This window comes from Micrococcus lylae (genome assembly GCF_900163825.1).
Taxonomy (GTDB): domain Bacteria; phylum Actinomycetota; class Actinomycetes; order Actinomycetales; family Micrococcaceae; genus Micrococcus; species Micrococcus lylae.
The window spans coordinates 12,118-34,536 of the sequence record NZ_FUKP01000023.1; the positions used below are offsets into that span (position 1 = coordinate 12,118).

Sequence of the window (22,419 nt, forward strand, 5' to 3'; positions counted from 1 at the left end):
TTGCCGTCTCGATGCCGTACTTTTGAATGGCGCCACGCCGTAGTTGTGAGTTCGGGGATATTCTGAGCTCATGTCCGTCTCTGAGTTGTCCGCGAGTACCCAGAACTATTTGAAGGCTGTGTGGGGTCTGACGGAGTGGTCGTCGGTGCCGGTGACTCCGACACTGATCGCGGAGCGAACAGGGTTGAAGCTCTCTTCGGTCTCGGATGCTGTCCGTAAGCTGTCGACGCAGGGTCTTGTCGAGCATGCTCCTTACGGTTCGGTGGAGCTGACGGAGACGGGACGCTCCTACGCGCTGGCGATGGTCCGTCGGCACCGACTGATCGAGTCATTCCTCGTCAGCGTCTTGGGCTACTCGTGGGATCAGGTGCATGACGAGGCTGAGCACCTCGAGCATGCGGTGTCAGATTTCATGATCGACCGGATCGACGAGTTCTTGAAGTTCCCCACCCGGGACCCTCACGGCGACCCGATCCCATCTGCTGACGGGACAGTGCACATCCCGGACGCGACGCAGCTGACCGGAGTCGGGGCGGGGCACCGAGTGGTCGTCGAGCGCATTTCGGACTCGGACCCAGCGCTCCTGCAGTTCTTCGAAGAGCATGGTTTCGTCATCGGATCAACACTGGAGATCGACGAAGGGGCGCCGTTCTCGGACGCATTGGACGCGCGAGTTGCGGGATCGGACGCCTCGGTAGCACTGGGCCGTTCGGCGACAGATGCACTCTACGTGTCTGTCGCGGCCAGTTGACGCTGTCACCGCGCAGCTTCGTTGTGGAGTGACGCATGGAGAACGGCTGCTCCGGCAGGGAGTAACGTGCCGTGCCATTGCGCTGTGCGGGCTTCGATAATGTCGACTTCCGCTGTGCTTGCCCGAATGTGTAGGCGTGTGCCGGGGCGAAGGCGTCGCTCGTCGAGGAACGCCAGTGTTTCGACTGGTGCATCGGCGACGCGTGTGATCCTCACGGGAACCCATCGACGGCGTGCGAGTTCCCACAGAGGGGTATCTTGATGGGATTCGATGCGACCGTCTGCGGTGGGGATGGGGTGCCCGTAGGGGTCGTGGGTGGGCTGGTCGAGGGCAGCTTCGATTCGCTGGAGGAAGCGGGGTGAGCTGCTGGCTTCCAATGCGTCGGCGTTCGTGGCGAGTTCACTCCAGGGCAGACTGAGGACATCGTGGAGGAAGCACCGAAGCATCCGGTTCACCCGCACTGCTCGCATCGTTTCGAGGTGTCCCGCTGGAGTAAGGAAGATGCTCTTGTACCGTTCGTGGTCGGCGAGACCGTCATCGACGAGTCGCTTTACCTGTTCGGACACGCTCCCCGGCACGAACCTCAGCACACGGGAAAGACCTGTGACTGTGACCGGAGCGTCACTGGTCTCGGTCAGGGACCAGATCGCACGGAGATACCGTGCTCTGGTCCCTGACCGGTCGCTCTTGCCGCGCGTGCGGGATGCCTTCTACTGCGCGGAAGCGAGTGCGCGTCTGCGGCGTGTGCTCACGATCCGGGTCCCGATGAGCCCGTGCCGGGGGCTGAAGAGGTAGACAAGCGCGAACACGGCTCCCTGCGCGAGGACGACCATGCCGCCGGAAGCGGTGTCGAGGTAGTAGCTCAAGTACAGGCCGATGACAGCGCAGGCTGCGGAGATGGCGGGAGCGATAAGGAGCATGCGCCCGAACCTGTCCGTGAGCAGGTATGCGGTCGCTCCCGGGATGATGAGCATCGCCACGACCAGGATGACGCCCACGGCCTGCAGGGCGACGACGGCGGTGAGGGCGAGGAGGCCGAGGAGAGCCGCGCCGAGGATCTTCGGGTTCAGACCGATTGCGTGGGCGTGGGTGGGGTCGAAGGCGTAGAGGGTGAAGTCGCGGCGCTTGGTGACGAGGATCGTGAAGGTGATCGCGCCGAGGATGATCACCTGAATGAGGTCGGCCCAGGACACGCCGAGCAGGTTGCCGAAGATGATGTGGTTCAGGTCGGTTTGCGACGGCGTGACGGAGATCAGCACGAGCCCCAGAGCGAACAGTGTCGTGAACACGATTCCGATTGCGGCATCTTCTTTCACTCTGCTGGTGTCTCTCACCGCACCGATGAGGGCGACAGCGAGGAATCCGAAGACGACCGCTCCGAGGGCGAACGGCGCCCCGACGATGTAGGCGAGGACCACTCCGGGGAGGACGGCATGGGAGACGGCGTCGCCCATGAGTGACCAGCCGATCAGGACAAGCCAGCACGAGAGCACCGCGCACACGATCGAGGCGATCAGGGTGGTCGCGAGGGCGCGGACCATGAAGTCGTAGCTGAGGGGTTCGAGGAAGAACTCGATCAGGTTCATCAGTTGTCGCCTCGGTTCAGGACGTCCAGGCCGAAGGCCAGGGCGAGGTTGTCGGGTTGGAGTACCTCGTCGGGGTCGCCGTGCATGAGCACGCGCCGCATCAGAAGCACGGCTTCGTCGGCCAGGTCGGGCAATGCGTGGAGATCGTGGGTGGAGACGAGGATCGTGGCCCCGCCGTCGGCGAGCTCTCGTAAGAGCCGGGTGATCGTGGCCTCGGAGCGTTTGTCAACGCCCGCGAATGGCTCGTCCAACAACAGGATCGTCGCGCCCTGAGCGATGCCCCGAGCGACGAACGCGCGCTTCTTCTGCCCCCCGGAGAGCTGCCCGATCTGCCGGTCGGCGTATTCGGTCAGTTCGACCCGTTCGAGCGCGTGGTCGACGGCGTCATGGTCGACTTTTCTCGCGTGGCGGGTGAATCTCATGTGCCCGTAGCGTCCAGTCATGACTACGTCGCGCACCGACAGGGGGAACGCCCAGTCGACGTCTTCGCTCTGGGGCACGTAGCCAACGGTCCTGGCCTTGCGTGCTTTCGTCGGGTTCTCACCGTTCACGCGTACGGTTCCGGAGTCGGGGCGCAGCAGCCCCATGATGGTCTTGAACAGGGTGGACTTCCCGGATCCGTTCATGCCCACAAGCCCGCATACACGTCCGGATTGGATGTCGAGGGTGGCGTGGTCGAGGGCGAGGACCTCACCGTAGTGCACGGTGACGTCGCGCACGGAGATCGCTGTCTCCATCAGTTACCTCCCGTCAGGGCATCGATGATGGTGGTCGCATCGTGACGGATCAGCTCCAGGTAGGTGGGGACCGGGCCGTCCGCCTCGGAGAGGGAATCGACATACAGCACACCGCCAAAGGCGGCATCGGTCGCTTCGACGACCTGCTGCATCGGGGCATCGGACACGGTGGACTCGCAGAACACCGCGGGTACATCGTTGTCGCGCACGAACTCGATGGCAGAGGTGATCTGCTGAGGCGTGGCCTGCTGCTCGGCGTTGACCGCCCAGATGTACTTCTCCGTCAGTCCGGCATCCCGTGCGAGGTACGAGAACGCGCCTTCGCAGGTGACCAGTGCCCGTTGGTTCTCGGGCAGGACCGCCAGCTCGTCGACTAGCTCGTCCTGCACTGCCTGCAGCTCGGCCTTGTACGCCTCGCCGTTGACCTCGTACTCGGCTGCGTTCTCAGGGTCGAGGTCACTGAAAGCGTCGACCATGTTGTCGACGTAGATCTGCACGTTCACCGGGCTCATCCAGGCGTGCGGGTTCGGCATACCCGCGTAGGCGTCCTCGGTGATGTCGATCGTCTCGACGCCGTCACTGACGACGACGTGAGGCACATCCAGTCCCTCGACGAACTGACCGAACCATGCTTCGAGGTTCATTCCGTTGTCGAGGATGAGCTCCGCCTCCGACGCTCTTCGAATATCTCCCGGGGTGGGCTCGTAGCCGTGGATCTCCGCCCCCACCTTTGTGATCGACTCCACCCGCAGGTGGTCGCCCGCGACGTTCTCTGCGATGTCCGCGAGAACGGTGAATGTCGTCAGCACCACGGGACGCTCGTCGTCCGCTCCTGCATCGTTCTCGCCGGATGTCGCGCAGCCAGCAAGAGAGAGCGCGAGCACGGATGCTGTCAGAAGCGGCAGGGCACGGCGGGGAAGGAAGCGGGAGTTACGTGGCATGGATATTTCCTTAGTTAAGCGGGTGGCGTTCATGTGAGTGGTGGAAGCGGAGGGCGAGGTGTTGGGGGCGGGCCAGCGCGATGGGATGCGTTGATGAAGTGGTCGAGCTTGTCGGATGCTTCTCCGCGCAGGTACACGCCGAGCATGCGCAGGAGGTTCAGCGTCACCGCTTCGGGGTCGGAAGACGTTCGCAGCAGGCGACCGGCAGCGTCATGGTCGGCTTTTCGCACGGACTGAAACAAGGTGATGGCCTCCAGCCATGCACCCTCACTGCGCTGATCGGTGTGCGTTCGTCTCATAGCCCACAGCATAGTGTTCGGCATGCCGTAGTTTCAAATGGTGGCGTGTCGTACATCTGTACACTACATTGATGTTATTACTAAATACGTTGCTCCAAGCACTGGTGAGGCACAACATGTAGTGGTTGCTGGCGGGGTGCGTCGCACCCGAAGAGCGAGGAGGATCGCCATGCCAGCCCTACCCGAGTCCCGGGGGACTGCTGCACGAATAGGTGACATCTGATCTGGCTTGCCCGAGCGGTGGGCCTGGAAGGATGTTGCTGTGCCTAAGCCCTACCCGAGCGAGTTCCGTGAAGATGTTGTGCGCGTCGCGAGGAGCCGCGAGCCCGGCGTGACCATCGAGCAGATCGCGAAAGACTTCGGAGTCCACCCGATGACGTTGCAGAAGTGGCTGCGCCGCGTCGACATCGACGAGGGCGCGAAGCCCGGCCAGACCCGGACCGAGGCTGCCGAGATCCGTGAGCTGCGGAAGCGGAACCGGCTCCTTGAGCAGGAGAACGAGGTGCTCCGCCGCGCGGCGGCGTATCTGTCGCAGGCGAACCTGCCGGGAAAAGGTTCTACCCGCTCGTGACGGAGCTCGCCACCGCAGGGATCCCTGTGACGGTGACGTGTCGGGTGCTCAAGCTCTCCCGCCAGCCCTACTACCGGTGGCTGGCTGACCCCGTCACCACGAGCGAGGTGGTGGAGGCGTATCGCGCGAACGCGTTGTTCGACGCGCATCGTGATGACCCGGAGTTCGGGCACCGGCTCCTCGCCGACGAGGCCCGCGATGCCGGTGAGGCGATGTCGGATCGCACCGCGTGGCGGATCGCGTCCAGCAACGGCTGGTTCAGCGCGTTCGGGAAACCCAAGCGCGGCAAGCACCGCCGGCCCGGCCCTCCGGTTCACGATGACCTGTGCGCGGTCGTCGATGAGCACGGCCGGACCCGGCACGTCTTCGCCGCCGATGCGCCGAACGAACTGTGGTTGACGGACATCACCGAGCACAAGACCGCCGAGGGCAAGCTGTACCTCTACGCGATCAAGGACGCGTACTCCGGTCGCATCGTCGGATACTCCATCGACTCGCGGATGAAGTCCCGCTTGGCCGTCCAGGCGCTCGAGAACGCCGTCGCGATGCGCCGTGATGTCGCCGGCTGTGTGGTCCACAGCGACAGGGGCAGTCAATTTCGCAGTCGGAAGTTCCGGCGCGCGCTCACCCGTCATCGCATGGTCGGAAGCATGGGCAGAGTCGGCTCGAGCGGAGACAACGCCGCCATGGAAAGCTTCTTCGCGTTGCTGCAGAAGAACGTCCTCGACCGCCGCTCCTGGACCACCCGTGATCAGTTGCGCATCGCCATCGTCACCTGGATCGAACGGACCTACCACCGCCGCCGACGCCAGGCCCGCCTGGGCCGTTTGATCCCCATCGAGTTCGAGACCATCATGAACACGGCCGTCGCACTGGCGGCGTGACTACAACCTGTCACCTATTCGTGCAGCAGTCCCAGGTGACACAGTTGCTCGAGTGCTCGCTCGATGCGTCACGCACAGTGCCTGAGACTCTCCAGCTGCCGCGCGAAACGGCCCTCATGAGTCATGCGCATTACAAGCGAGAGGAGATTCTTGCTGGGCTCGACATTGCGACATGGGAGAAAAAGCAGAGCGGACACCGTGAGGGCGTGGCATGGTCGCATGTCTACTCGACCGACGCGTTCTTGGTGACGCTCAAGAAGGACGCCACGAGGTTCTCTCCGACCACCATGTACCGTGACTACGCGGTGAGTCCCTCCCAGTTCCACTGGGAGAGCCAGAGTGGGCTCGGTGCGAAGACGCAGACTGGACAGCGGTATCTGGCTAAGGAGAAGGGGGCAACGAACACGCTGATGTTCGTGCGGAACACCTCTTCTGACGAGATCGGCGACGGCGCGGCATTCCTGAACCTGGGAACCCTGCAGTTCGCGCAGTGGTCCGGAACCGAGCGCCCTATGCAGATCACGTGGGACTTGGATCGCCATATGCCGGCCGAGACGTTCCTCCAGGCAAGCGCGGCTCGATGATCAACAGATAACAACGTTGGGGGCATCAACGCGACGGAGGGGCCGACGAGCGAACGAGCAGTTGGGTTGAGAGAACGGCTGGAGCCCGAGCGGGAAGAGCATCAGCGGCAGTGGCACCCACGACGACCAATAACGGCTCGCCGGCACCCCATCCCGTCCACCCCGCTCCGTAGACTGATTCCCGGATGTGACGCCCGCGACAGGTCCTGGGAGGTGGGGGATGGGAAGCTGCGCCGCACGGTGGACGGCCCTCGCCGCCGTCCTCCATTCCGTCCGCCCCGACGTGGACCTGGATGTCCTGCGAGGACTCGTCATCCTCCCGGTCATCCTGTTCATCGGCCTGGCCGGCCTCGGCCTGCAGACCGTCCTCCGGGCCCGGCGCACCCGCGGCGCCGCCCAGGGCCGGGGCACCTTCGGCAACACGTCGAAGGGACGACGACGGCGCACCGACGCACCGGACTGGACGCCCCCGCACGGCGCGAAGCACGCCGCACCGCCGGCCACCCACACAGGGAAAGAGGAGAGCCCACGGGGAGCGGCCGTCGTCGGGAAGACGGCGGACGCGAGCTGGTACCGCAGCCACACCGACGACCCCAGCCTCGGCCTGCGCCACCGCCTCTGGCTGCTCGGCCTCGCCCTCTCCGCCGACGGCGCCCATGACCTGCCCTCCGGGCGGAAGGCCGTCACCGCCATGGTCCAGCACACCCACGCGGTGGAGGCCCGCACCGGCGGCGTCCGTGAAGGCCTCCGGCCCGGCCGAGCCGCCCGGGAGGCCGCACGGGCGGAGGACCTGCAGGCCCGTGCCGAGCAGGCCGCGCAGCTGATCGGAGACCTCGTCAACGAGGGCCACAGGGCACACCCGCCCGTGCACTTCGATCCCGAGGTGGCGGATGCCGGCTGGCAGTACGCCGGCGTGCAGGAGACGGGCACCCCCGCCCGGCACTGGGTTCGCCGCGCCGCAAGGAGGTCGCCATGACTCGCGACCCCCGCGGCCGTCAGTTCGACCGCGGCTTCGCCTCCGCCGTCTCGGGGAGGACCGACGCCGAGAAGACCGACGCTGCCGAACGCCGGCGCACGCTCATGGAGGACGACGGCCTGCTCCGCCACTGGGCCGACCTCTTCGTCTTCACCGCCCGCCGCGCCTGGACCGGCGCGCTGATCTGCGCCCTACTGCTCGGCGCGCTCGCGGTTCTCGGCTGGAAGGCCGTCAGCGCCGAACCCGAACACACCGCCACCATCACCGTCCAGGGCGAGGACACCACCACGGGCATTCGCCAACAGACCGTGGACGAGGTCACCGGCGGCGAAACCATCCCGTCCTGGCGGCAGCTGGACGTGCTCGTGCTCCCCGAGTACCTGGACGACGGGCAGCAGGACGCGGCCCTCGGCGACTACGACATCATCATGTCCACCAAGCCCGATGACCTCCCCGCCCACCTCGGCTACGCCAAGGACGAGGCCGGGCTCCTCATGACGGCGCAGATCGAGGACGCCCTCGACCATGATCGGCGGACCCCTGACGTCTTCGCCGCCCAGCTCGAGAGCCGCTACCTCTCCGACCTGGCCCGCGGCATGGGCCCCACCGCCGTGGTCAACGTGGTCCGGGACCTCGCCGACCACGGCTACACCGGCCCGCCACGAAACCTGCTCACCTGGTTCGCCTGGGGCATCGTGCCGCTGATCGGCATGCTCGTCTGCGGGGCCGCGGCCCTGCGCTTCGGTGCCCGCGAACGCAGCGTGAAACGCGGCCTTCAGCGCGCCCAGGCCGCCCTGGCGCGCACCATGCTGCAGGAGCAGGCCCTCAGCCTGTCCGAGGCGAGCATGGCCGACCGGGGCGAGCGCGCGCGGGTGCGCGCAGGACGCCGACGGCTGCACGCGTACCTCGAGCGGGCCGCCCGGCAGGAGCGGACCCTCCAGCGCCGCGTGGACCGGCTGGGCGAACGCCTGCCGATCCCACGGAGGTCCGCGGACACCATCGCCCAGGACAACCGCGACCATGTCCACACCCGCTCCTGGCGGCAGCTGGCACAGGAGACCGGGGATCTGATCGCCGAGACCGAACGGCTCAGTGTCCAGACCGAGGCGCTCATCGTCTCCTCGGGCATGCTCGCCGGCATCGCCGGCCCGCAGCGCGTCCTCGACCGGATCCTCGGCCCCACCGCCACCGCTCTGCTCCGGCTCAAGGCCCGGCTGCGGGACGCCCCCGCCGAGACCGTGGCTGGCACAACCCTCACTGCCCTGGACGACGCCCACGCGGACCTGCTCGCCCTCGCCCAGGGCGAGGACCTCGCCGCCGGCACCGGGCACTGGAGCGCCGCCGGCGCCGGGCGCTGGAGCGCCGCCGAGGACCGCCTCACTGCCGTGCTCCGTGACGTCGCCGGCCAGCTGCGCCGCTACCCGGTGCCCCCGAAGGCCCGCGACGAGGAGCCGCCCGAGCCGGAGGAGGAGACCGCGGCACGCCGCGAGTTCCGCGCCGGCCTCGGCCTGCGCTCGGACGCCGGCCTGCGCGACGCCCTCGCCGACGCCGACCACGCTGCCCGCACCCTCCTCGGACCCCGCGTCACCACCCTCGACGCCCGACCCGACCCCCACGACGAGGAGCGACGGCAGCGGCCGGCGTGTGCCGTCGTCGGGAGGGAGGCGGTGCCACCACGCCGACTGCTGGCCGGCACCAAGGCCGTCACTGCCGCCGGCCTCGGCGTCCGCGGGTGGACCGTCGCGCTGCTCCTGGCCTGGCTGCTCGCCTCCGTTGTGGCCGACGACGTCTACGAGCGGTACGGAAGAACCGACCTCGGCCCGCAGGTGCAGCAGCAGGCGCTGCAGGACGTACGGATCGACGGGCCGGGCGACGGCCTGGAGCCCGAACGGGTCAAGGAGATCCTGGGCGAAGACTTCCCCGGCGAGATGGAGGTCGTGGTGGCTGTGCGGAAGGCCGAGGAGTACCTTGAGCCACAGCCCGTGGGGCCCGGCGAGGACCCGGACGGCGAGATCGATCCGGCAGCCGCCCAGGAGGGCGTGCGGCGCATCATGGGGGAGATCGACGGCATCGGCGGCGGTGCCGGCGGCGAGGTGCGCCCCGCGGCCATGGTGGTGCCGGTCTACGTGTGGGAGGACGGCATGCAGCAGGTCGGCTCCGCGCTGACCACCCTCGAGGGGCCACGGTCCGTGCAGGGTACGGCGAACCTGACGCGGATGCGCACCGCCGAGGAGCCCGACGAGATCAGCAGACTGGTGGCTGACGAGGTGCGTAAGGCCGGTGACGAGCTCGCCGACATCCCAGTGCGTGCCACGGAGAGCTTCGACGTCGGCGGGGAAGTGCTGACGAAGCGTCTGCTGACCTGCGGCATCCTCGCCGGTGCGGCCGCCCTGCTGATGGTGCTCGACGCGCTGACCGGGCGGGCCGCCGGGCTGCGGTGGCTCGGAGGGATGGGCCGTGCTGGGCGCAGACTGCGCCGCGTCATGCGGCGGGTGGAGAAGCTCATGCTCGGCCTGGACCGGTCCCGGATCGACGCGGTGGCCGTGCTGGGTGCCGGACCTGCGGGGTCCGTGAAGGAGGCCGGGCAGCGGCTCTATGAGCGTGAACTCGTGGCCGCCTGGCGTGAAGGCCAGATGCTCGCCGAGACCTCCGTGCCGGAGCGGGCCCGTGGCGGATTCACCGCGCGAGTGGCTCGGCTCGAGCGGACCGTGGCCGTGCTCGAGGCGCGGGGCGAGGGCGTGGTCGAGTGGGCCGAGGGCGTGGCTGGGCGAGGCGAGGACGTGGCTGGGCGGCGCGAGGACGTGGCTGGGCGGGCCGAGGAGGTGCTGGAGCGGTCCCTGCGGCACGCCGCGGTGTGAGCGGCCGCGGGGTGGGGCGGAGGTGAGCGGCGCGGCGGAGAAGAGTGAGCGTTCGGTGAGCGGCCGGGCGAGACGAGGCGGCGGTGAGCGGCCGGGCGAGGCGAGGTGGAGGTGAGCGGCCGTCGTCGGGAAGCGTGCGCTTCGGCGGGCGGGGCGGGGCGCGATTGTCTGTGTGCTACGGGTCGGAAAGATGGCGCCAGCGGCGCTCTTTCCGACGCTGCGGATACAGAAGGACCGCCCGCTCCGGCGTCGGCCGGGATTTTGTGGACCTCGCATGGACCCGGCCGCTCTCCGCACCCGAACGGCCGCTCTCCGCACCCAACCGGGACTGGAAGCGGCCGCTCTTCTCCCAACGCTGAGGCGCCGGGACGCTGACTGCTGGACCCGGCGCCGGGCCCTGCCTAGCGTGTGGGCCATGGACGCCATGACGCACCCTCTGCCCCCGTTGAAGGACCTCGTGGACCGCTGGGCCATCCATGCCGCACAGATCCAGGCCTCGTTCCCCGGTCGCCCCATGATCGAGGGCAACCAGTTGAGGTCGGACGACGGTGGCGGCAGCTGGGCCACCCTCGACGTGGTGGACGCCGACCACGCGGTCCTCCGCGCCTGGGACCGCGACGACTTCCGGGCGCCCGAGGTGCCGATCGGTCCGGAGCTGGCCCAGCAGTACCCGGCCTGGTCGCACCCGTACCTGCCGAACGACGGGGACCGCGTGCCGACCCACCTGCTCGCCGTGTGGAAGGACGGGACGTGGCGTTCGGCCGGGCATGAGGGGATGTCAGAGGACTCCCTCGACCACGTGCTGCCCATGCGGTCCGTCAGCGCGATGGCCACGTCCCTTGCCGACCTCGTGGAGTCCTACGAGGGGGACAGCGACGAGGACATCGACGACGAGGCCCTGCCGCCGGAGGAGGACGAGGTCGCCGCGGCCTGTGCACTCGGCGCGGGCATCGACGCGGGCACCCTGGCGACGCTGCTGCGCCACCCCGGCCTGGACGCCGAGGCCGGCGCCGCCGAGGCACGAAAGTTCACCGACGTGCTCGGCTGATCCGGGGAGAAACGGGACCGGCCCACATCCAGCGCCAACACACCAAGGGGGCGACGTGCTCGGCTGATCTGGGCGGGACCGTCTGTGTGCTGCGGGTCGGAAAGACGGCGCTGGAAGCGGGCATTCCGACGCTGCGGATACAGCTTCGGATACAGAAGGCGGGTCAGCGCCGTCACGGGCCCGGGGTAGCCACCCCTCGCCGCTCACCGCTTCCGGTACAGGCCCTTCTTCTGGAACACCGGCTCCGAGGTGACCAGCATGCCCAGGGAACGGAAGATGCCCTCGTCCACGCTGCCGAGGATCGTGGTGGTGTGGACGTCGCAGCCGTTCAGCTCGCCCAGCCGGTCCAGCGCACGGCGGGCCCGCTCGTCCGTGGCGGCGGAGACGGACAGGGCGATGAGCACCTCGTCCGTGTGCAGGCGCGGGTTCGAGGACCCCAGGTGCCGGACCTTCACCTCGGTGATCGGTTCGATGGCCGCGGGGGACAGGAGCGTGGCCTCGTCCTCGATGCCTGCCAGGTGCTTCAGCGCGTTCAGCACCATGGCCGCCGAGCATCCGAGCAGCGGCGAGGTCTTGCCGGTGATGAGCGTGCCGTCAGCCAGCTGCAGGGCCGAGCCGGGCTCGCCCGTGCGGGCCTGGACGGCCAGGGCGGCGTCCACCACGGGACGGTCCGCGGAGGACAGGCCCAGGCGGGACATCACCAGGGCGATGCGCTCGGAGACCTCGTCGTCGTCCCCGGCGATCGCCTCGGCCACCACCGCCTTGTAGTAGCGGCGGATGACCTCCTGCTCGGAGGCGGCGCGGCAGGCGGCGTCGTCCACGATCGCGTGGCCGGCCATGTTCACGCCCATGTCCGTGGGGGACTTGTACGGGCTGGCGCCGGTGAGCTTCTCCAGCAGGGCGGCCAGCAGCGGGAACACCTCGACGTCCCGGTTGTAGGAGGTGACCTGCTCGCCGTAGGCGGCCAGGTGGAACGGGTCCAGCAGGTTGATGTCGTCCAGGTCCGCGGTGGCGGCCTCATAGGCCACGTTCACCGGGTGCTCCAGCGGCAGGTTCCAGATGGGGAACGTCTCGAACTTCGCGTAGCCGGACCGGATGCCGCGGGCATGGTCGTGGAACACCTGGGACAGGCACGTGGCCAGCTTGCCCGAGCCGGGCCCCGGGGCCGTCACGACGACGAGGTCACGCGAGGTCTCCGAGTACTCGTTCCGGCCGAAGCCGTTCTCGGACACGATCCGGCGGGTGTCCTGCGGGTAGCCCGGGATGATGCGGTGGCGGGCCACCTTCATGCCCAGGCGCTCGAGGCGCTCCAGGAACGCGATGGCCCGGTGGTTCGACTCCTCCAGCTGGGTGACCACCACGTGCTCCACCAGGAAGCCGCGCTCACGGAAGACGTCCACGAGGCGGAGCACGTCATCCTCATAGGTGATGCCCAGATCCGCGCGGACCTTGTTCCGCTCCAGGTCCTTCGCGTTGAAGCAGACCAGGATCTCCGTCTCGTCCTTGAGCTTCTCGAGCATCGCGATCTTGTTGTCCGGGGTGAAGCCGGGCAACACGCGGGAGGCGTGCAGGTCGTCGAAGAGCTTGCCGCCCATCTCCAGGTACAGCTTTCCGCCGATCTGATCGCGGCGGGCCTGGATGTGCTTCGACTGCAGCTCGATGTACTTCTCGCGGTCGAAACCGAGCCGCCGGTACGCCGGCGGCTCGGGCGGGGTCTGCGGAACGTTCGCCGGAGTGTCGGCCGGGGCAACCCCGGCAGGGTGCGGGGCGGAGACGACGTGGTCAGACGAGCCGGTCATGGGACATCAGGCTAGCCGACGGCTCAGCGGTCCTCGCCGTCCGCGTCGCGCTTGACCCAGTCGTCCTCGGGGGCGTCATAGGAGCGGGTCCAGCCGGTGCGCGGATCGGTGACGTCCATGATGCCCGTGGCGGCGTCCAGGCGGGCGACCCGGCCGGATGCGCGGTCGAGCACCGTGATGCTCTCCGTCTGCGGGTCGTAGTCCTCCACGTGCACGCGGGAGGCGTAGTCGTCCGAGGTGACCGAGAGCTCCACGTCCGAGTCCCAGCCGTCCCAGCCGTCCTCGCCCACCAGATGCGAGTCCGCGTGGACCTCCTGCCGGGGCGCGTCGTGCGCGGTCGGACGGGCCCCCTGGCGCGGGTCCCGGCCGGCAGGCGGGACGATCGGGATGTCCCGGGTGTAGACGTCCTCCACGGCGTCGTAGTGGAAGCCATCGGGGGCCGGAGCGGCAGCGGCCTCACGCTCGGCGACCTCCTGCGCCTGCGCCTGCGGCATCGGACCGTAGACGCGGCGGCCGATGCGCATGCGGTGGCGGGCCGCCTGCTGCGCCTGCACGGCGGCGGCCCGCAGCCGGTCGATGGAGTCCCGGTCCATGGAGATGTCCGCGCCGGGCAGCCTCCACTGGTAGCGGTAGCCGAGCATGCGGATGGTGAAGATCAGCGCCGCGATGAGAAAGCCGGTCACCGCGTTCAAGGCGCCCTGCAGCCCCACGGTGACGGCCACGATCGCGCCCACGACCGTCGGCATCGCATAGATGCCGCGCGGGTCGAACAGCGAGGGGACCTCATTGGCCACGATGTCCCGGAGCATGCCGCCGCCGAGCGCCGTGACGGTCGCGATGACCACGCAGGCCACCGGATTCGCACCGGTCTCCAGGGCGACCATGGCGCCGGTGACCGTGAACAGGGCGAGGCCGCCGGCGTCGAACAGGGTGATGGTCAGGTTCAGCCGATGCGGGGCGATCGCCTTCACATAGACCAGCAGGGACACCAGCACCGGCGGAGCCAGGTAGATCGGATTGTCCAGGGAGGCCGGCAGGCCGCGGTCCAAGAGGATGTCCCGTGTGAAGCCGCCGCCCAGGCCGGCCAGCAGGGACAGCGCGAGCGAGCCCACCAGGTCGAACTGCTTGCGCGAGGCCAGCAGCGCCCCCGAGGTGGCGAAGAAGAAGATCCCGATCAGGTCCAGGGTCGTGAGCAGCCACGGGGCATCGGTGAGGGCGTCGAAGAACTGCTGCACGTCCACGGGCTGCTCCTTCCGTCGGGTTCGGGGTCCACCGGCCATTGTGTCCGGTCCGTGTCCGGTCCGGCACTCACAGGCCATTGTCCCGTGAAGCGCGCGGGGGGCGCAGCGCGGGCGAGGTGCAGGTGAAGCGCAGGTCAGGTCTAAGTGAGGCTCGGGCGTTCGGGGAGGAGCCGTCGTCGGGACGCGGGGATCAGGTGCGGGGCTTGGCGACCGACATGGAGGTGGGGATGCGGTCGCGCTTGAAGGTGATGTCCGTGTAGCCGTGGGGCTGCGGGTTGCCGTTCTCGTCCAGCGAGACGAACACGATCTTGTCGATGGTCAGGATGACCTCGCCGGTGATGATGTTGCGGACCTTCGCGCGCATGGTCAGTGAGGTGCGGCCGAACTTCACCGCGCGCAGGCCCATCTCGATCATGTCTCCCTGCCGGGCCGAGGACACGAAGTTGATCTCCGAGATCAACTTGGTCACCGAACGCGGATTCCCCATCTGGATGATCGCGTAGATCGCCGACTCCTCGTCGATCCAGCGCAGCAGCGAGCCGCCGAACAGCGTGCCGTTCGCGTTGAGGTCCTCCGGCTTCACCCATTTGCGGGTGCGGAAGATCATGTCCTCGTCCGTGGTGGTGGAGGCTGCCGTGGCGGAAGCGGCGGCGTCGGAGGCGGCGTCGTTCTCGGCGTTCATGGGACCAGAGTAGCTCTGCGGGTCGACCGACCGGACGGTACTCCGGACTGTGGGCTGAGGCCTCCCGCGGCGGGGTCCGGTGCGCGAGCCGGCGAGGGGGTTCGGCGGGGTCCGGTGCGCGAGCCGGCAAGGGTGGTGCGGCGGGGGCGGAGCAGTGGCCGCGGAGCTGGCGCTTGGCGGGATCGACGGTTTGTCACCGGATCGCAGAGAATCTCTGCGGTTCCGTGACAAACCATCGATTATCAGCCCCCGGCCACTCAGCCCCCGGCCACTCAGCCGACCCGGCCACACGAGCCGCAGGCTCAGCCGCGCGCCGGACCGTGCTCCTTCGCCAGGTCCGCTGCGATGCCCACGTAGGTCGCCGGGGTCAGCTCGAGCAGGCGCTGCTCGGCGCCCTCGGGCAGGCCGAGGCCCTTCACGAACTCGCGCATGCGCGCCCCGTCCACGCGGTGCCCGCGGGTGAGCTCCTTGAGGCGCTCATAAGGGTTGTCCAGACCGTCGGCGCCGCCCAGTGCCTCGGCGCGCATCACGGTCTGGACGGCCTCGCCGAGCACCTCCCAGTTGGTGTCCAGGTCCTCGGCGAGCACCGGCTCGGCGACCTTCAGCTGGCCCATGCCCTTGGTGACGTTGGACAGGGCCAGCACCGAGTGACCCAACGCCACGCCGATGTTGCGCTGCGAGGTGGAGTCGGTGAGGTCGCGCTGCCAGCGGGACTCCACGAGCGTGGCACCCAGCGAGTCCAGCAGCGCGCAGGAGAGCTCGAGGTTGGCCTCGGCGTTCTCGAAGCGGATGGGGTTCACCTTGTGGGGCATGGTGGAGGAGCCGGTGGCCCCGGCGACCGGGACCTGCGCGAAGTAGCCGATGGAGATGTAGGACCACACGTCCACGCAGAAGCCGTGGAGGATCCGGTTGAAGCGGGCGATGTCCGCGTACAGCTCGGCCTGCCAGTCATGGGACTCGATCTGGGTGGTCAGCGGGTTCCAGGTCAGGCCCAGGTGCTCCACGAAGGTCCGGGCGATCTCCTGCCAGTCCGCGTCCGGGGCGGCGGCCAGGTGTGCGGCGTAGGTGCCGGTGGCGCCGTTGATCTTGCCCAGGTACTCCTGGGCGGCCACACGCTTCACCTGGCGGCCGAGGCGGTGGACGAACACCGCCATCTCCTTGCCCAGGGTGGTGGGGGTGGCCGGCTGGCCGTGGGTGCGGGACAGCATGGAGATGTCCGCGGCGGTGGCGGCCATGGCCGAGATCGCCTCGACGGCGGTGCGGGCGGACGGCAGCCAGACCTGCTCCACCGCGTCGCGCACGCCGACGGCGTAGGCGAGGTTGTTGATGTCCTCGGAGGTGCAGGCGAAGTGCACCAGCGCGGTCTTGTCGCCCAGGCCGAGGGCCTCCAGGCGGCGGCCGATGAAGTACTCCACGGCCTTCACGTCATGCACGGTGACCTTCTCGATCTCCGCGAGCTCGGTGACCTCCTCCGGGCCGAAGTCCGTGACGATGGCGCGCAGGCCGGCCTTCTGTTCCTCGGCGAGCGGGGCCAGGCCGGGCAGCACGGACTTCTCGCACAGGTGGATGAACCACTCCACCTCCACGTGGATGCGGTTGCGGTTCAGGGCCGCCTCGGAGAGGTGCTCGACGAGGGGCTCCACCGCGGCGCGGTAGCGGCCGTCGAGCGCACCGAGGGCGATGCCGGAGGGGCCCAGCGGGCGGCGGTCAGCGGACAGGGAGGCGGAGGGCTGGGTGCTCATGGGGTCATTCTTCCATCACGCGCACGGGCGTGGGCGCGGGTGTGCGGCGCTGCGGATGGAGGCACGACGACGGCCGCCCACCTCGCGTCCGGACGTCGCCTCTGCGGCGTCACCCATCCGCAGGGGTCCCGGCCGCGACCGCGTCCTCCAGGACGGCGGCCAGGGGCCCGGTGACGGCCTCCTCGCGATGCTCATGCGCCTGCTTGACCGGCCCGGTGCCCTCGGCCGGCGGCACCACAGAGACGCCGACGGCCAGCACGGTGCCGTAGCGGCCCACCACGGCGTTGACCTCGGCGTCCGGGTGATAGGCCAGCGCCTTCTGGAACCGGGCGCCGTCCACGTCCACCGGGACGCCGGCGGAGTCTCCTGAGCCTCGGTTGCGCAGGTCTCCGCACCGGTCCTGGATCTCGTGGAGCAGCAGGCCCTCCCACGCCGCCGCAGACTCCATGTCCGGGGCGACGAGCAGCCCGACCATCTCCTGCGGCGGCTTCCGGACACCTTCGAAGGAGACGGTGCGCCGGGCGATCGCTGCCCGGGTGCTGTCTGGGTCTGCCTCCTCGAGCCGCTGCGCGAGGTGATCGGCGCACTCGGGATGGTCCTGGTTCACGGACTCCTCGGACTCTTCGCGGGGGATCTCGGCGAGCTCGGAGGCGGCGTCGGTCTGCGGGGCGTCGAAGCCGTCGGCGTGGCGGCGGAGGATCCGGTCCACCTCGTCCTGGGGGAGGGTGAGGGCGGGGTTGCCGTCGTCGGTGGGGTGTTCGTGGCGGTGGCCGGCATCGTCCGCGGCGGCCCGGGCGGAGTCCACGGTGGGCGTCTCGGCGACGACGCCGCGAGCGCGGGAGTCCTCGTCCGTGAGCAGGTCCAGGACGTCCGTGCTCTGGGCGTGCACGTACTCGGCGAGGCTGCGGACGGTCTCCTCGTCTTCGGGGTCCGGGTCGCTGACCTTGCCGCCGGTCTGTGAGAGGGAGGCCTGGTGGAGGACCAGGATGTTCGCGTCCGCTGAGTGCAGCTCGACGGCCAGCTCGTCGATCCCGTCGACCTTCTTGCCGGTGGCCATGCGGACCCGTTCGCCGTCCCAGCCGACGGTGTCGAATTCCGGTGTCTGGAAGTTGTACTCGCAGGAGAGCCGGAGGCCGGTGAGGGCGGCCTCGAGGCTCTCACGGGCGGTGGAGTCCTCCAGGACGTAGACCTCAAGGGTGCCGCTGCCGGTGTAGTGGGTGCGCGAGGCGTCCAGGCCGTCGACGGGCTGGGTCCCGGCGGTCACCGCGGTGACGCCGTCCTCGCGGAGGATCTGGGCGGCGTGCTCGCCGAGGGAGCGGCAGGCCAGCGGGTCCTCGACCTGGGACGGCGGGTCGAAATCCGCCAGCTGTTCGGCCTGCTGTTCGAGGCGCAGCTCGTCCGTCCAGGCGCGGTCCGGGTGCTCCTCGATCAACGTCCCCGCGTCCTTCCTGCCGGACCCGAGCAGGGCGTCCAGGACCTGTTCACCGTCCACCTCGTGCACCACCGCAGCCGGGTCTCGGGTGGGCTCCGGCGCCGCCGTGGTGGGTGGGCCGTCCGGCTCGCGGCTTTCCGTGCCGGCGGGTGAGCAGCCGACCAGGGCCAGCGCTGCGGCGACCGCCCCGGCGGTGAGGACGGCGGCACGGCGAGGGTGCGGCCCGTCGCGCTCGGAACGGAGGATCGGCAGCGCGCGCATGTCCACCACCGTACCGCGCGGTGCGGTGGCGACTCAGTCGGACTCTCGGCCGGCGTCCACCAGCCGCAGGAACCGGCCGATCAGCGGCAGGTCGGCCGGGTTGGTCGGCAGCGCGTCCCCGAGGACGGGGGAGTGGACCAGGTACGCCGCCCACTGCCCGCGGGAGACGGACACGTTGAGACGGTTCCGATTGAGCAGGAAGTCCAGCCCGCGCGGCACGTCCTCGGCGGAGGACGCCGCCATGGAGACGATCGCGATCGCGGCCTCCCGCCCCTGGAACCTGTCGACTGTGCCCACGGCGGTTCCCTTGAACCCCGCCTCGTCCAGAGCTCGGCGGAGAGTGGCCACCTGCGCGTTGTACGGGGTGATCACGATGATGTCCGCGTCCTCCAGCGGCCGCGGGCCGTCCTTCTCACCCGGTGCAGCCTTCGGGTCCTTCGTCCAGGTCCGCCCGATGGCATCACGGACCAGCCGCACCACCTCGGCGGCCTCCTCCGGAGAGGCGTCGTCGTTGCCGAAGTGCTCCACCGGCACGGGGTGCAGTCCCGGGGCGATCCCGTCCAGGCACCGGCCGTCGGTGATGTCCTGCTTGGCACCGAGCTGTCCGCCGTAGGACAGTGCGGAGACTGGTTCCGTCAGCTCAGAGTGCATGCGCCAGGTGGTGTCCAGGAAGAAGCCGAGTTCTGCCGGCAGGACGCTTCCGTGGTCACTCATGAGCCAGCTCAGCGCGGCCTCGTCCACCGGTGCCGGATGGGTGCCCCTGCTGACCTGCGGCAGCTGCTGCGGGTCGCCGAGCAGCAGTACGGTCCGTGCCTGGGACGCCGCCGCGAGGGTCATGGCCAGGGAGTACTGTCCGGCTTCGTCGATGACCATCAGGTCCACGGGCTCGGCGTTCTGGTGGGCGAAGGTCCATGCGGTGCCGCCGAACGCCGTCCCCGGGGCGCCCATCGGACGGGCCTCGGGGTGGCCCGTCCACGTCCAGGCGGCATCGGGATCGAGGGGATGGCCGTTCCTGGGAGCCTTCGTGAGGCTCCGCTGGTCCACGCCCACGGAGCGGAGCTTGGTCAGGAAGTTCTCCACCACCGCGTGCGACTGCGCCACGACGCCGACACTCCAGCCGCGGTCCATGAGCGCCTTCACGGCGTGGGCGCCGGTGTGGGTCTTGCCGGTGCCGGGCGGGCCCTGTACGGCGACATAGGAGCCCCGGGCGGACTCGATGGCCTCCACGAGTGCCTCATGGCCCTCCCTGCGTACCCGCGCCACGTTGCCGCCTTCGACCGTCCCGTCGACGCCGGAAGCGGACCGCAGCTCGCGGGAGATCTCGGCGACCGAGCGCTGCCGGGTGCGGGGCAACCGGCGGGCGAGCAGGTCGACGACCGCCGCACTGCGCAGGCACGTGCTGGTGTCGTCGTCGCCGGCAGCAGGGACCACAACGCCGGCGTCCTCGGCTGTGGGGAGTCGGCCGAGGAAGAGCGCGACCCGGGCGAGATCCCGGATCCGCCTCCTCAGGGTGCCCGTGCGCACGAGGTCATGGCGGAACGCGGCGATCGGCCTCTCGTCGTACCCGCCCGCACCCTTGGTGAGCGTCTCGGACATGGTGACTTCGGAGAGCCCGTCCGGCCGGTCCTCCACGTGTTCCACGATGGCGTAGGCGACCTTGGTGTCGAACCACCGGAAGGCGTTCGGCGCGAGGACGGCGTTGGGCGGAACATCCTCGTAGACCGTGGTCAGTTTGGCGCCGGACTTGACCTCGGTGCCCGCGTCGAGGCGGGCGAGCACCGTGATCCTCCGGAAGTTGTTGCTCTTGCCCGGTGGGACATGCCACTGCTCGCAGTCGAGGATCTCGTCGAACGTGCAGTTCTCGCGAGGATCCGGCCACTCGTCCAAGGGGGTGATGCCGCGGTCGAAGTAGGCCCACCACAGCGGCTTGTTCTCGCGCAGGAAGAAGCCGAGAGCGGCTGCGAGCAGGACCAGGCCGCGCTCTTCGTCGTCCAGCAGGGCGAATGCGGGCAGCGGGACCTCCGGATCGGCGGCGGCCTCGGGACCGAGCGCTGACGTCCTGACGAGGTCCAGCAGGCGATCGGCCAGGGCCGCGTCGTCCTGGGCGTCGGCCTCTCGACCCTCGGTGCGCTCCTCGAGGGGGCCGCTCCCGCCGCCCGCACCGGGCGCAGAGCCGTCCCCGCCGTCCGTCCCGGCACCGCCCTCGCCACGTCCGCGCAGCCCGCCGGCCTCCGCCAGCAGCCAGTCGCGCAGGCGCACGGTGGAGACGCAGTCGTAGCGGTTGTAGTCGCCGATGCCGGCCAGCACCCGCTCGGCCTCGGCGGCCTTCGCGGCGTCCCCAGCCAGGCCGGCCTCGTGGAGCACGGTCCAGCGGTGGTACTCGTTCACGGAGTCCGCGGCGGTGGTCACGCCGTCCTCGGCGCGGTGGTCGTCGCCCATGTAGAGCGGCTCGAGCTTCTTGATGGAGTAACTCGCCACGCCGGCGCGCAGGGTCGAGCGCACGGTGGAGTACAGGTCCACGAACAGGCCGGCGCGGAGCCAGTCGTCCAGGGTGCCCTCGTGCACGCCGTGGCGCACGGTCAGGCGTTTGAGCGCCGTCACCTCGTAGGGCGCGTAGTGGTAGATCCGCATGCCCGGGTGCTCGGCGCGGCGCGCCTCCACGTACTCGGCGAACCGCTCGAGCGCTGCCTTCTCCTCGGTGCGGGTATGCGCCCACAGCGGGGTGAACTCGAACTCGTCGAAGCCGGTCTCTGCCGTAGCCCTCCCCGGCACCGGGGTCACCCAGCCGAACAGGTACTCCAGGCCCTCCATGCGGCCGTCCGGGGCAGACCACAGCGGGTCGCCCTCGAAGTCGAAGAAGATGTCGCCCTCGTCCGGTGCGGGCAGCAGGTCCACGGCGGTGCGGTCCACGATCTCGAACGTCGGCCGGCCGTCCTCGCGCGCCGGCGCCAGCTGCATCCGGGCCTGGGCGCGCAGTCCCTCCCAGGTGCGGCGGGCCATGCCGGCCGGCGGCTGCTCGGACGCGGCCATCTCGGCCACCGTGGTGATCCCGGCGGCGCGGGCCCGGCCGCGCTGCAGGCGGGTGGCGCCAGCGATCTGCAGGACGTCGCCGCTCTCGGCGATCGCCTCCGCGCAGGCCTCGCACTGGCCGCAGATGCTCAGGTCGTCACGCCCCCAGGCCACCGGGTCGTCGGACGCCACGTGCTCGGCCAGCAGCCCCTCCAGGCGCGCCCGGCGGCGCCGGTAGACCGGGATGATCTCGTCCAGGTCCGCGGTGACCTTCGCGTCGTCGCCGAGCCACAGCACGCCCTCACTCGCCCGGGGCACCCCGAGCCCGTCCAGCAGGTCCGCGTAGGCGGCGATCTGCAGCAGCGCCGTCACGCGGGCGTGGCGGGCCAGCTTGGTGTCCACCACCTGCCAGCGGCCGTCCTCCTGGCGCACCAGGAAGTCGGCGAAGCCGCCGAACGCGCCGTCGTGCAGCAGGGCCTGGAACACCACGTCCGTGTCGGACCGCAGGGCCTCCACGGACCGCGCCACCCCGGCCTCCACCGTCTCGGCGTCCCAGCCCTCCGTGCGGGGCAGCTCGACCACGCGGCCGGCCCCGAGCTCCTCCCGGAAGCCGGCGAGCACGCGCTCCTCGTGGACGTCGCCGAGCCGGGAGACGCGCTCCAGGAAGTCGTCGTCGTCCTTCGGCTGCGGACGCCGCCCCAGCTTCGGATCCACCTTCATGGCCAGCCAGCCGTACTCACAGCCGGACGCGGCCGTGATGTCCGTGGGGCTGAGCAGGACGCGGTCTCCGCGGAACATCACCATGAGGCGGCACCTCTCTCGTGGGGGAGCAGGCCCGGCACACCGCCGGATCCTGTGGCCCGCCGGTGAACGGGCCCTGTTGCTCCACATCCTAGGAACAGGACCGGACACGCTAGGCGAGCCGATCGCGGAAGCCGGCCGGCCGTCGTCGGGAAGCCCCGTCTCTGTCCTCACGAGGCTCCCCGACCCTGCCGACACGTACCCCGCCTCCACCCGT

General features: G+C 69.6%; 17 protein-coding genes and 1 pseudogene. 6 read left to right on the forward strand and 12 right to left on the reverse strand.

The annotated features are described in order from the left end of the window. The first annotated feature begins 70 nt into the window (after window positions 1-70). Entirely contained in the window at window positions 71-751 is a 681-nt protein-coding gene (locus tag FM125_RS03895; RefSeq protein ID WP_067191406.1) for a metal-dependent transcriptional regulator, read from the forward strand. 5 nt (window positions 752-756) lie between these two features. Here FM125_RS03895 and FM125_RS12450 read toward each other — a convergent pair whose 3' ends face one another. The 6 genes and pseudogenes from FM125_RS12450 to FM125_RS11710 form a co-directional block, all read right to left on the reverse strand. Beyond that, on the reverse strand, window positions 757-1,254 hold the full coding sequence (locus FM125_RS12450) for a metal-dependent transcriptional regulator (RefSeq protein WP_373279965.1): 498 nt from the start codon (window positions 1,252-1,254) through the stop codon (window positions 757-759). 12 nt (window positions 1,255-1,266) lie between these two features. After that, window positions 1,267-1,401: pseudogene (locus FM125_RS12455) on the reverse strand (metal-dependent transcriptional regulator); the annotation flags it as partial. 60 nt (window positions 1,402-1,461) lie between these two features. Continuing rightward, on the reverse strand, window positions 1,462-2,337 hold the full coding sequence (locus FM125_RS03905) for a metal ABC transporter permease (protein WP_070637270.1): 876 nt from the start codon (window positions 2,335-2,337) through the stop codon (window positions 1,462-1,464). Then, window positions 2,337-3,074, reverse strand: a complete 738-nt coding sequence (locus FM125_RS03910) for a metal ABC transporter ATP-binding protein (RefSeq protein WP_067191410.1) — start codon at window positions 3,072-3,074, stop codon at window positions 2,337-2,339. Before FM125_RS03910 ends, FM125_RS03905 begins: the two co-directional genes overlap by 1 nt. Further along, window positions 3,074-4,015: a metal ABC transporter substrate-binding protein gene (locus tag FM125_RS03915; protein ID WP_087133701.1), complete on the reverse strand. Its 942-nt coding sequence runs from the start codon at window positions 4,013-4,015 to the stop codon at window positions 3,074-3,076. The genes FM125_RS03910 and FM125_RS03915 overlap by 1 nt, the downstream gene beginning before the upstream one ends. Window positions 4,016-4,044: 29 nt before the next feature. Continuing rightward, on the reverse strand, window positions 4,045-4,314 hold the full coding sequence (locus tag FM125_RS11710; RefSeq protein ID WP_210386710.1) for a hypothetical protein: 270 nt from the start codon (window positions 4,312-4,314) through the stop codon (window positions 4,045-4,047). 262 nt (window positions 4,315-4,576) lie between these two features. Here FM125_RS11710 and FM125_RS03920 point away from each other — a divergent pair. From FM125_RS03920 to FM125_RS03940, 5 genes are all read left to right on the forward strand, one after another. Next, window positions 4,577-5,769, forward strand: a protein-coding gene (locus tag FM125_RS03920) for an IS3 family transposase (protein ID WP_087133702.1) whose coding sequence is annotated in 2 segments (ribosomal slippage) — window positions 4,577-4,861 and window positions 4,864-5,769 — 1,191 coding nt in all. Because the reading frame shifts where the segments join, the coding sequence is not laid out codon by codon here. A gap of 20 nt (window positions 5,770-5,789) precedes the next feature. Then, on the forward strand, window positions 5,790-6,353 hold the full coding sequence (locus FM125_RS03925) for a DUF3427 domain-containing protein (RefSeq protein WP_174520650.1): 564 nt from the start codon (window positions 5,790-5,792) through the stop codon (window positions 6,351-6,353). Between the two features lie 220 nt (window positions 6,354-6,573). After that, window positions 6,574-7,329 carry a hypothetical protein gene (locus tag FM125_RS03930; protein ID WP_067191417.1) on the forward strand — a complete coding sequence of 252 codons (756 nt, stop codon included), beginning with the start codon at window positions 6,574-6,576 and terminating at the stop codon, window positions 7,327-7,329. Continuing rightward, a complete protein-coding gene (locus FM125_RS03935) occupies window positions 7,326-10,187 on the forward strand; it encodes a hypothetical protein (protein ID WP_087133703.1) in 2,862 nt (953 codons plus the stop codon). The genes FM125_RS03930 and FM125_RS03935 overlap by 4 nt, the downstream gene beginning before the upstream one ends. Window positions 10,188-10,602: 415 nt before the next feature. Then, the gene (locus tag FM125_RS03940) at window positions 10,603-11,235 is read left to right on the forward strand and encodes a hypothetical protein (RefSeq protein ID WP_087133704.1); all 633 of its coding nucleotides are present in this window, start codon (window positions 10,603-10,605) and stop codon (window positions 11,233-11,235) included. A gap of 203 nt (window positions 11,236-11,438) precedes the next feature. Here the strand turns inward: FM125_RS03940 and FM125_RS03945 are convergent, their stop codons facing one another. From FM125_RS03945 to FM125_RS03970, 6 genes are all read right to left on the reverse strand, one after another. Further along, the gene (locus FM125_RS03945; RefSeq protein WP_087133705.1) at window positions 11,439-13,034 is read right to left on the reverse strand and encodes a DUF1846 domain-containing protein; all 1,596 of its coding nucleotides are present in this window, start codon (window positions 13,032-13,034) and stop codon (window positions 11,439-11,441) included. 23 nt (window positions 13,035-13,057) lie between these two features. Continuing rightward, window positions 13,058-14,275, reverse strand: a complete 1,218-nt coding sequence (locus FM125_RS12430; protein ID WP_342743399.1) for a trimeric intracellular cation channel family protein — start codon at window positions 14,273-14,275, stop codon at window positions 13,058-13,060. Window positions 14,276-14,465: 190 nt separating this feature from the next. Next, window positions 14,466-14,882 carry an acyl-CoA thioesterase gene (locus FM125_RS03955; RefSeq protein WP_087133713.1) on the reverse strand — a complete coding sequence of 139 codons (417 nt, stop codon included), beginning with the start codon at window positions 14,880-14,882 and terminating at the stop codon, window positions 14,466-14,468. Window positions 14,883-15,259: 377 nt separating this feature from the next. After that, complete coding sequence (purB, locus tag FM125_RS03960; RefSeq protein WP_087133707.1) at window positions 15,260-16,699, reverse strand: adenylosuccinate lyase; 1,440 nt, start codon at window positions 16,697-16,699, stop codon at window positions 15,260-15,262. 109 nt (window positions 16,700-16,808) lie between these two features. After that, window positions 16,809-18,392 carry a hypothetical protein gene (locus FM125_RS03965; RefSeq protein ID WP_143745213.1) on the reverse strand — a complete coding sequence of 528 codons (1,584 nt, stop codon included), beginning with the start codon at window positions 18,390-18,392 and terminating at the stop codon, window positions 16,809-16,811. Between the two features lie 33 nt (window positions 18,393-18,425). After that, window positions 18,426-22,205 (reverse strand): TM0106 family RecB-like putative nuclease, encoded by a 3,780-nt coding sequence (locus FM125_RS03970; RefSeq protein ID WP_087133709.1) that lies wholly within the window; start codon window positions 22,203-22,205, stop codon window positions 18,426-18,428. Between the last annotated feature and the right edge of the window lie 214 nt (window positions 22,206-22,419).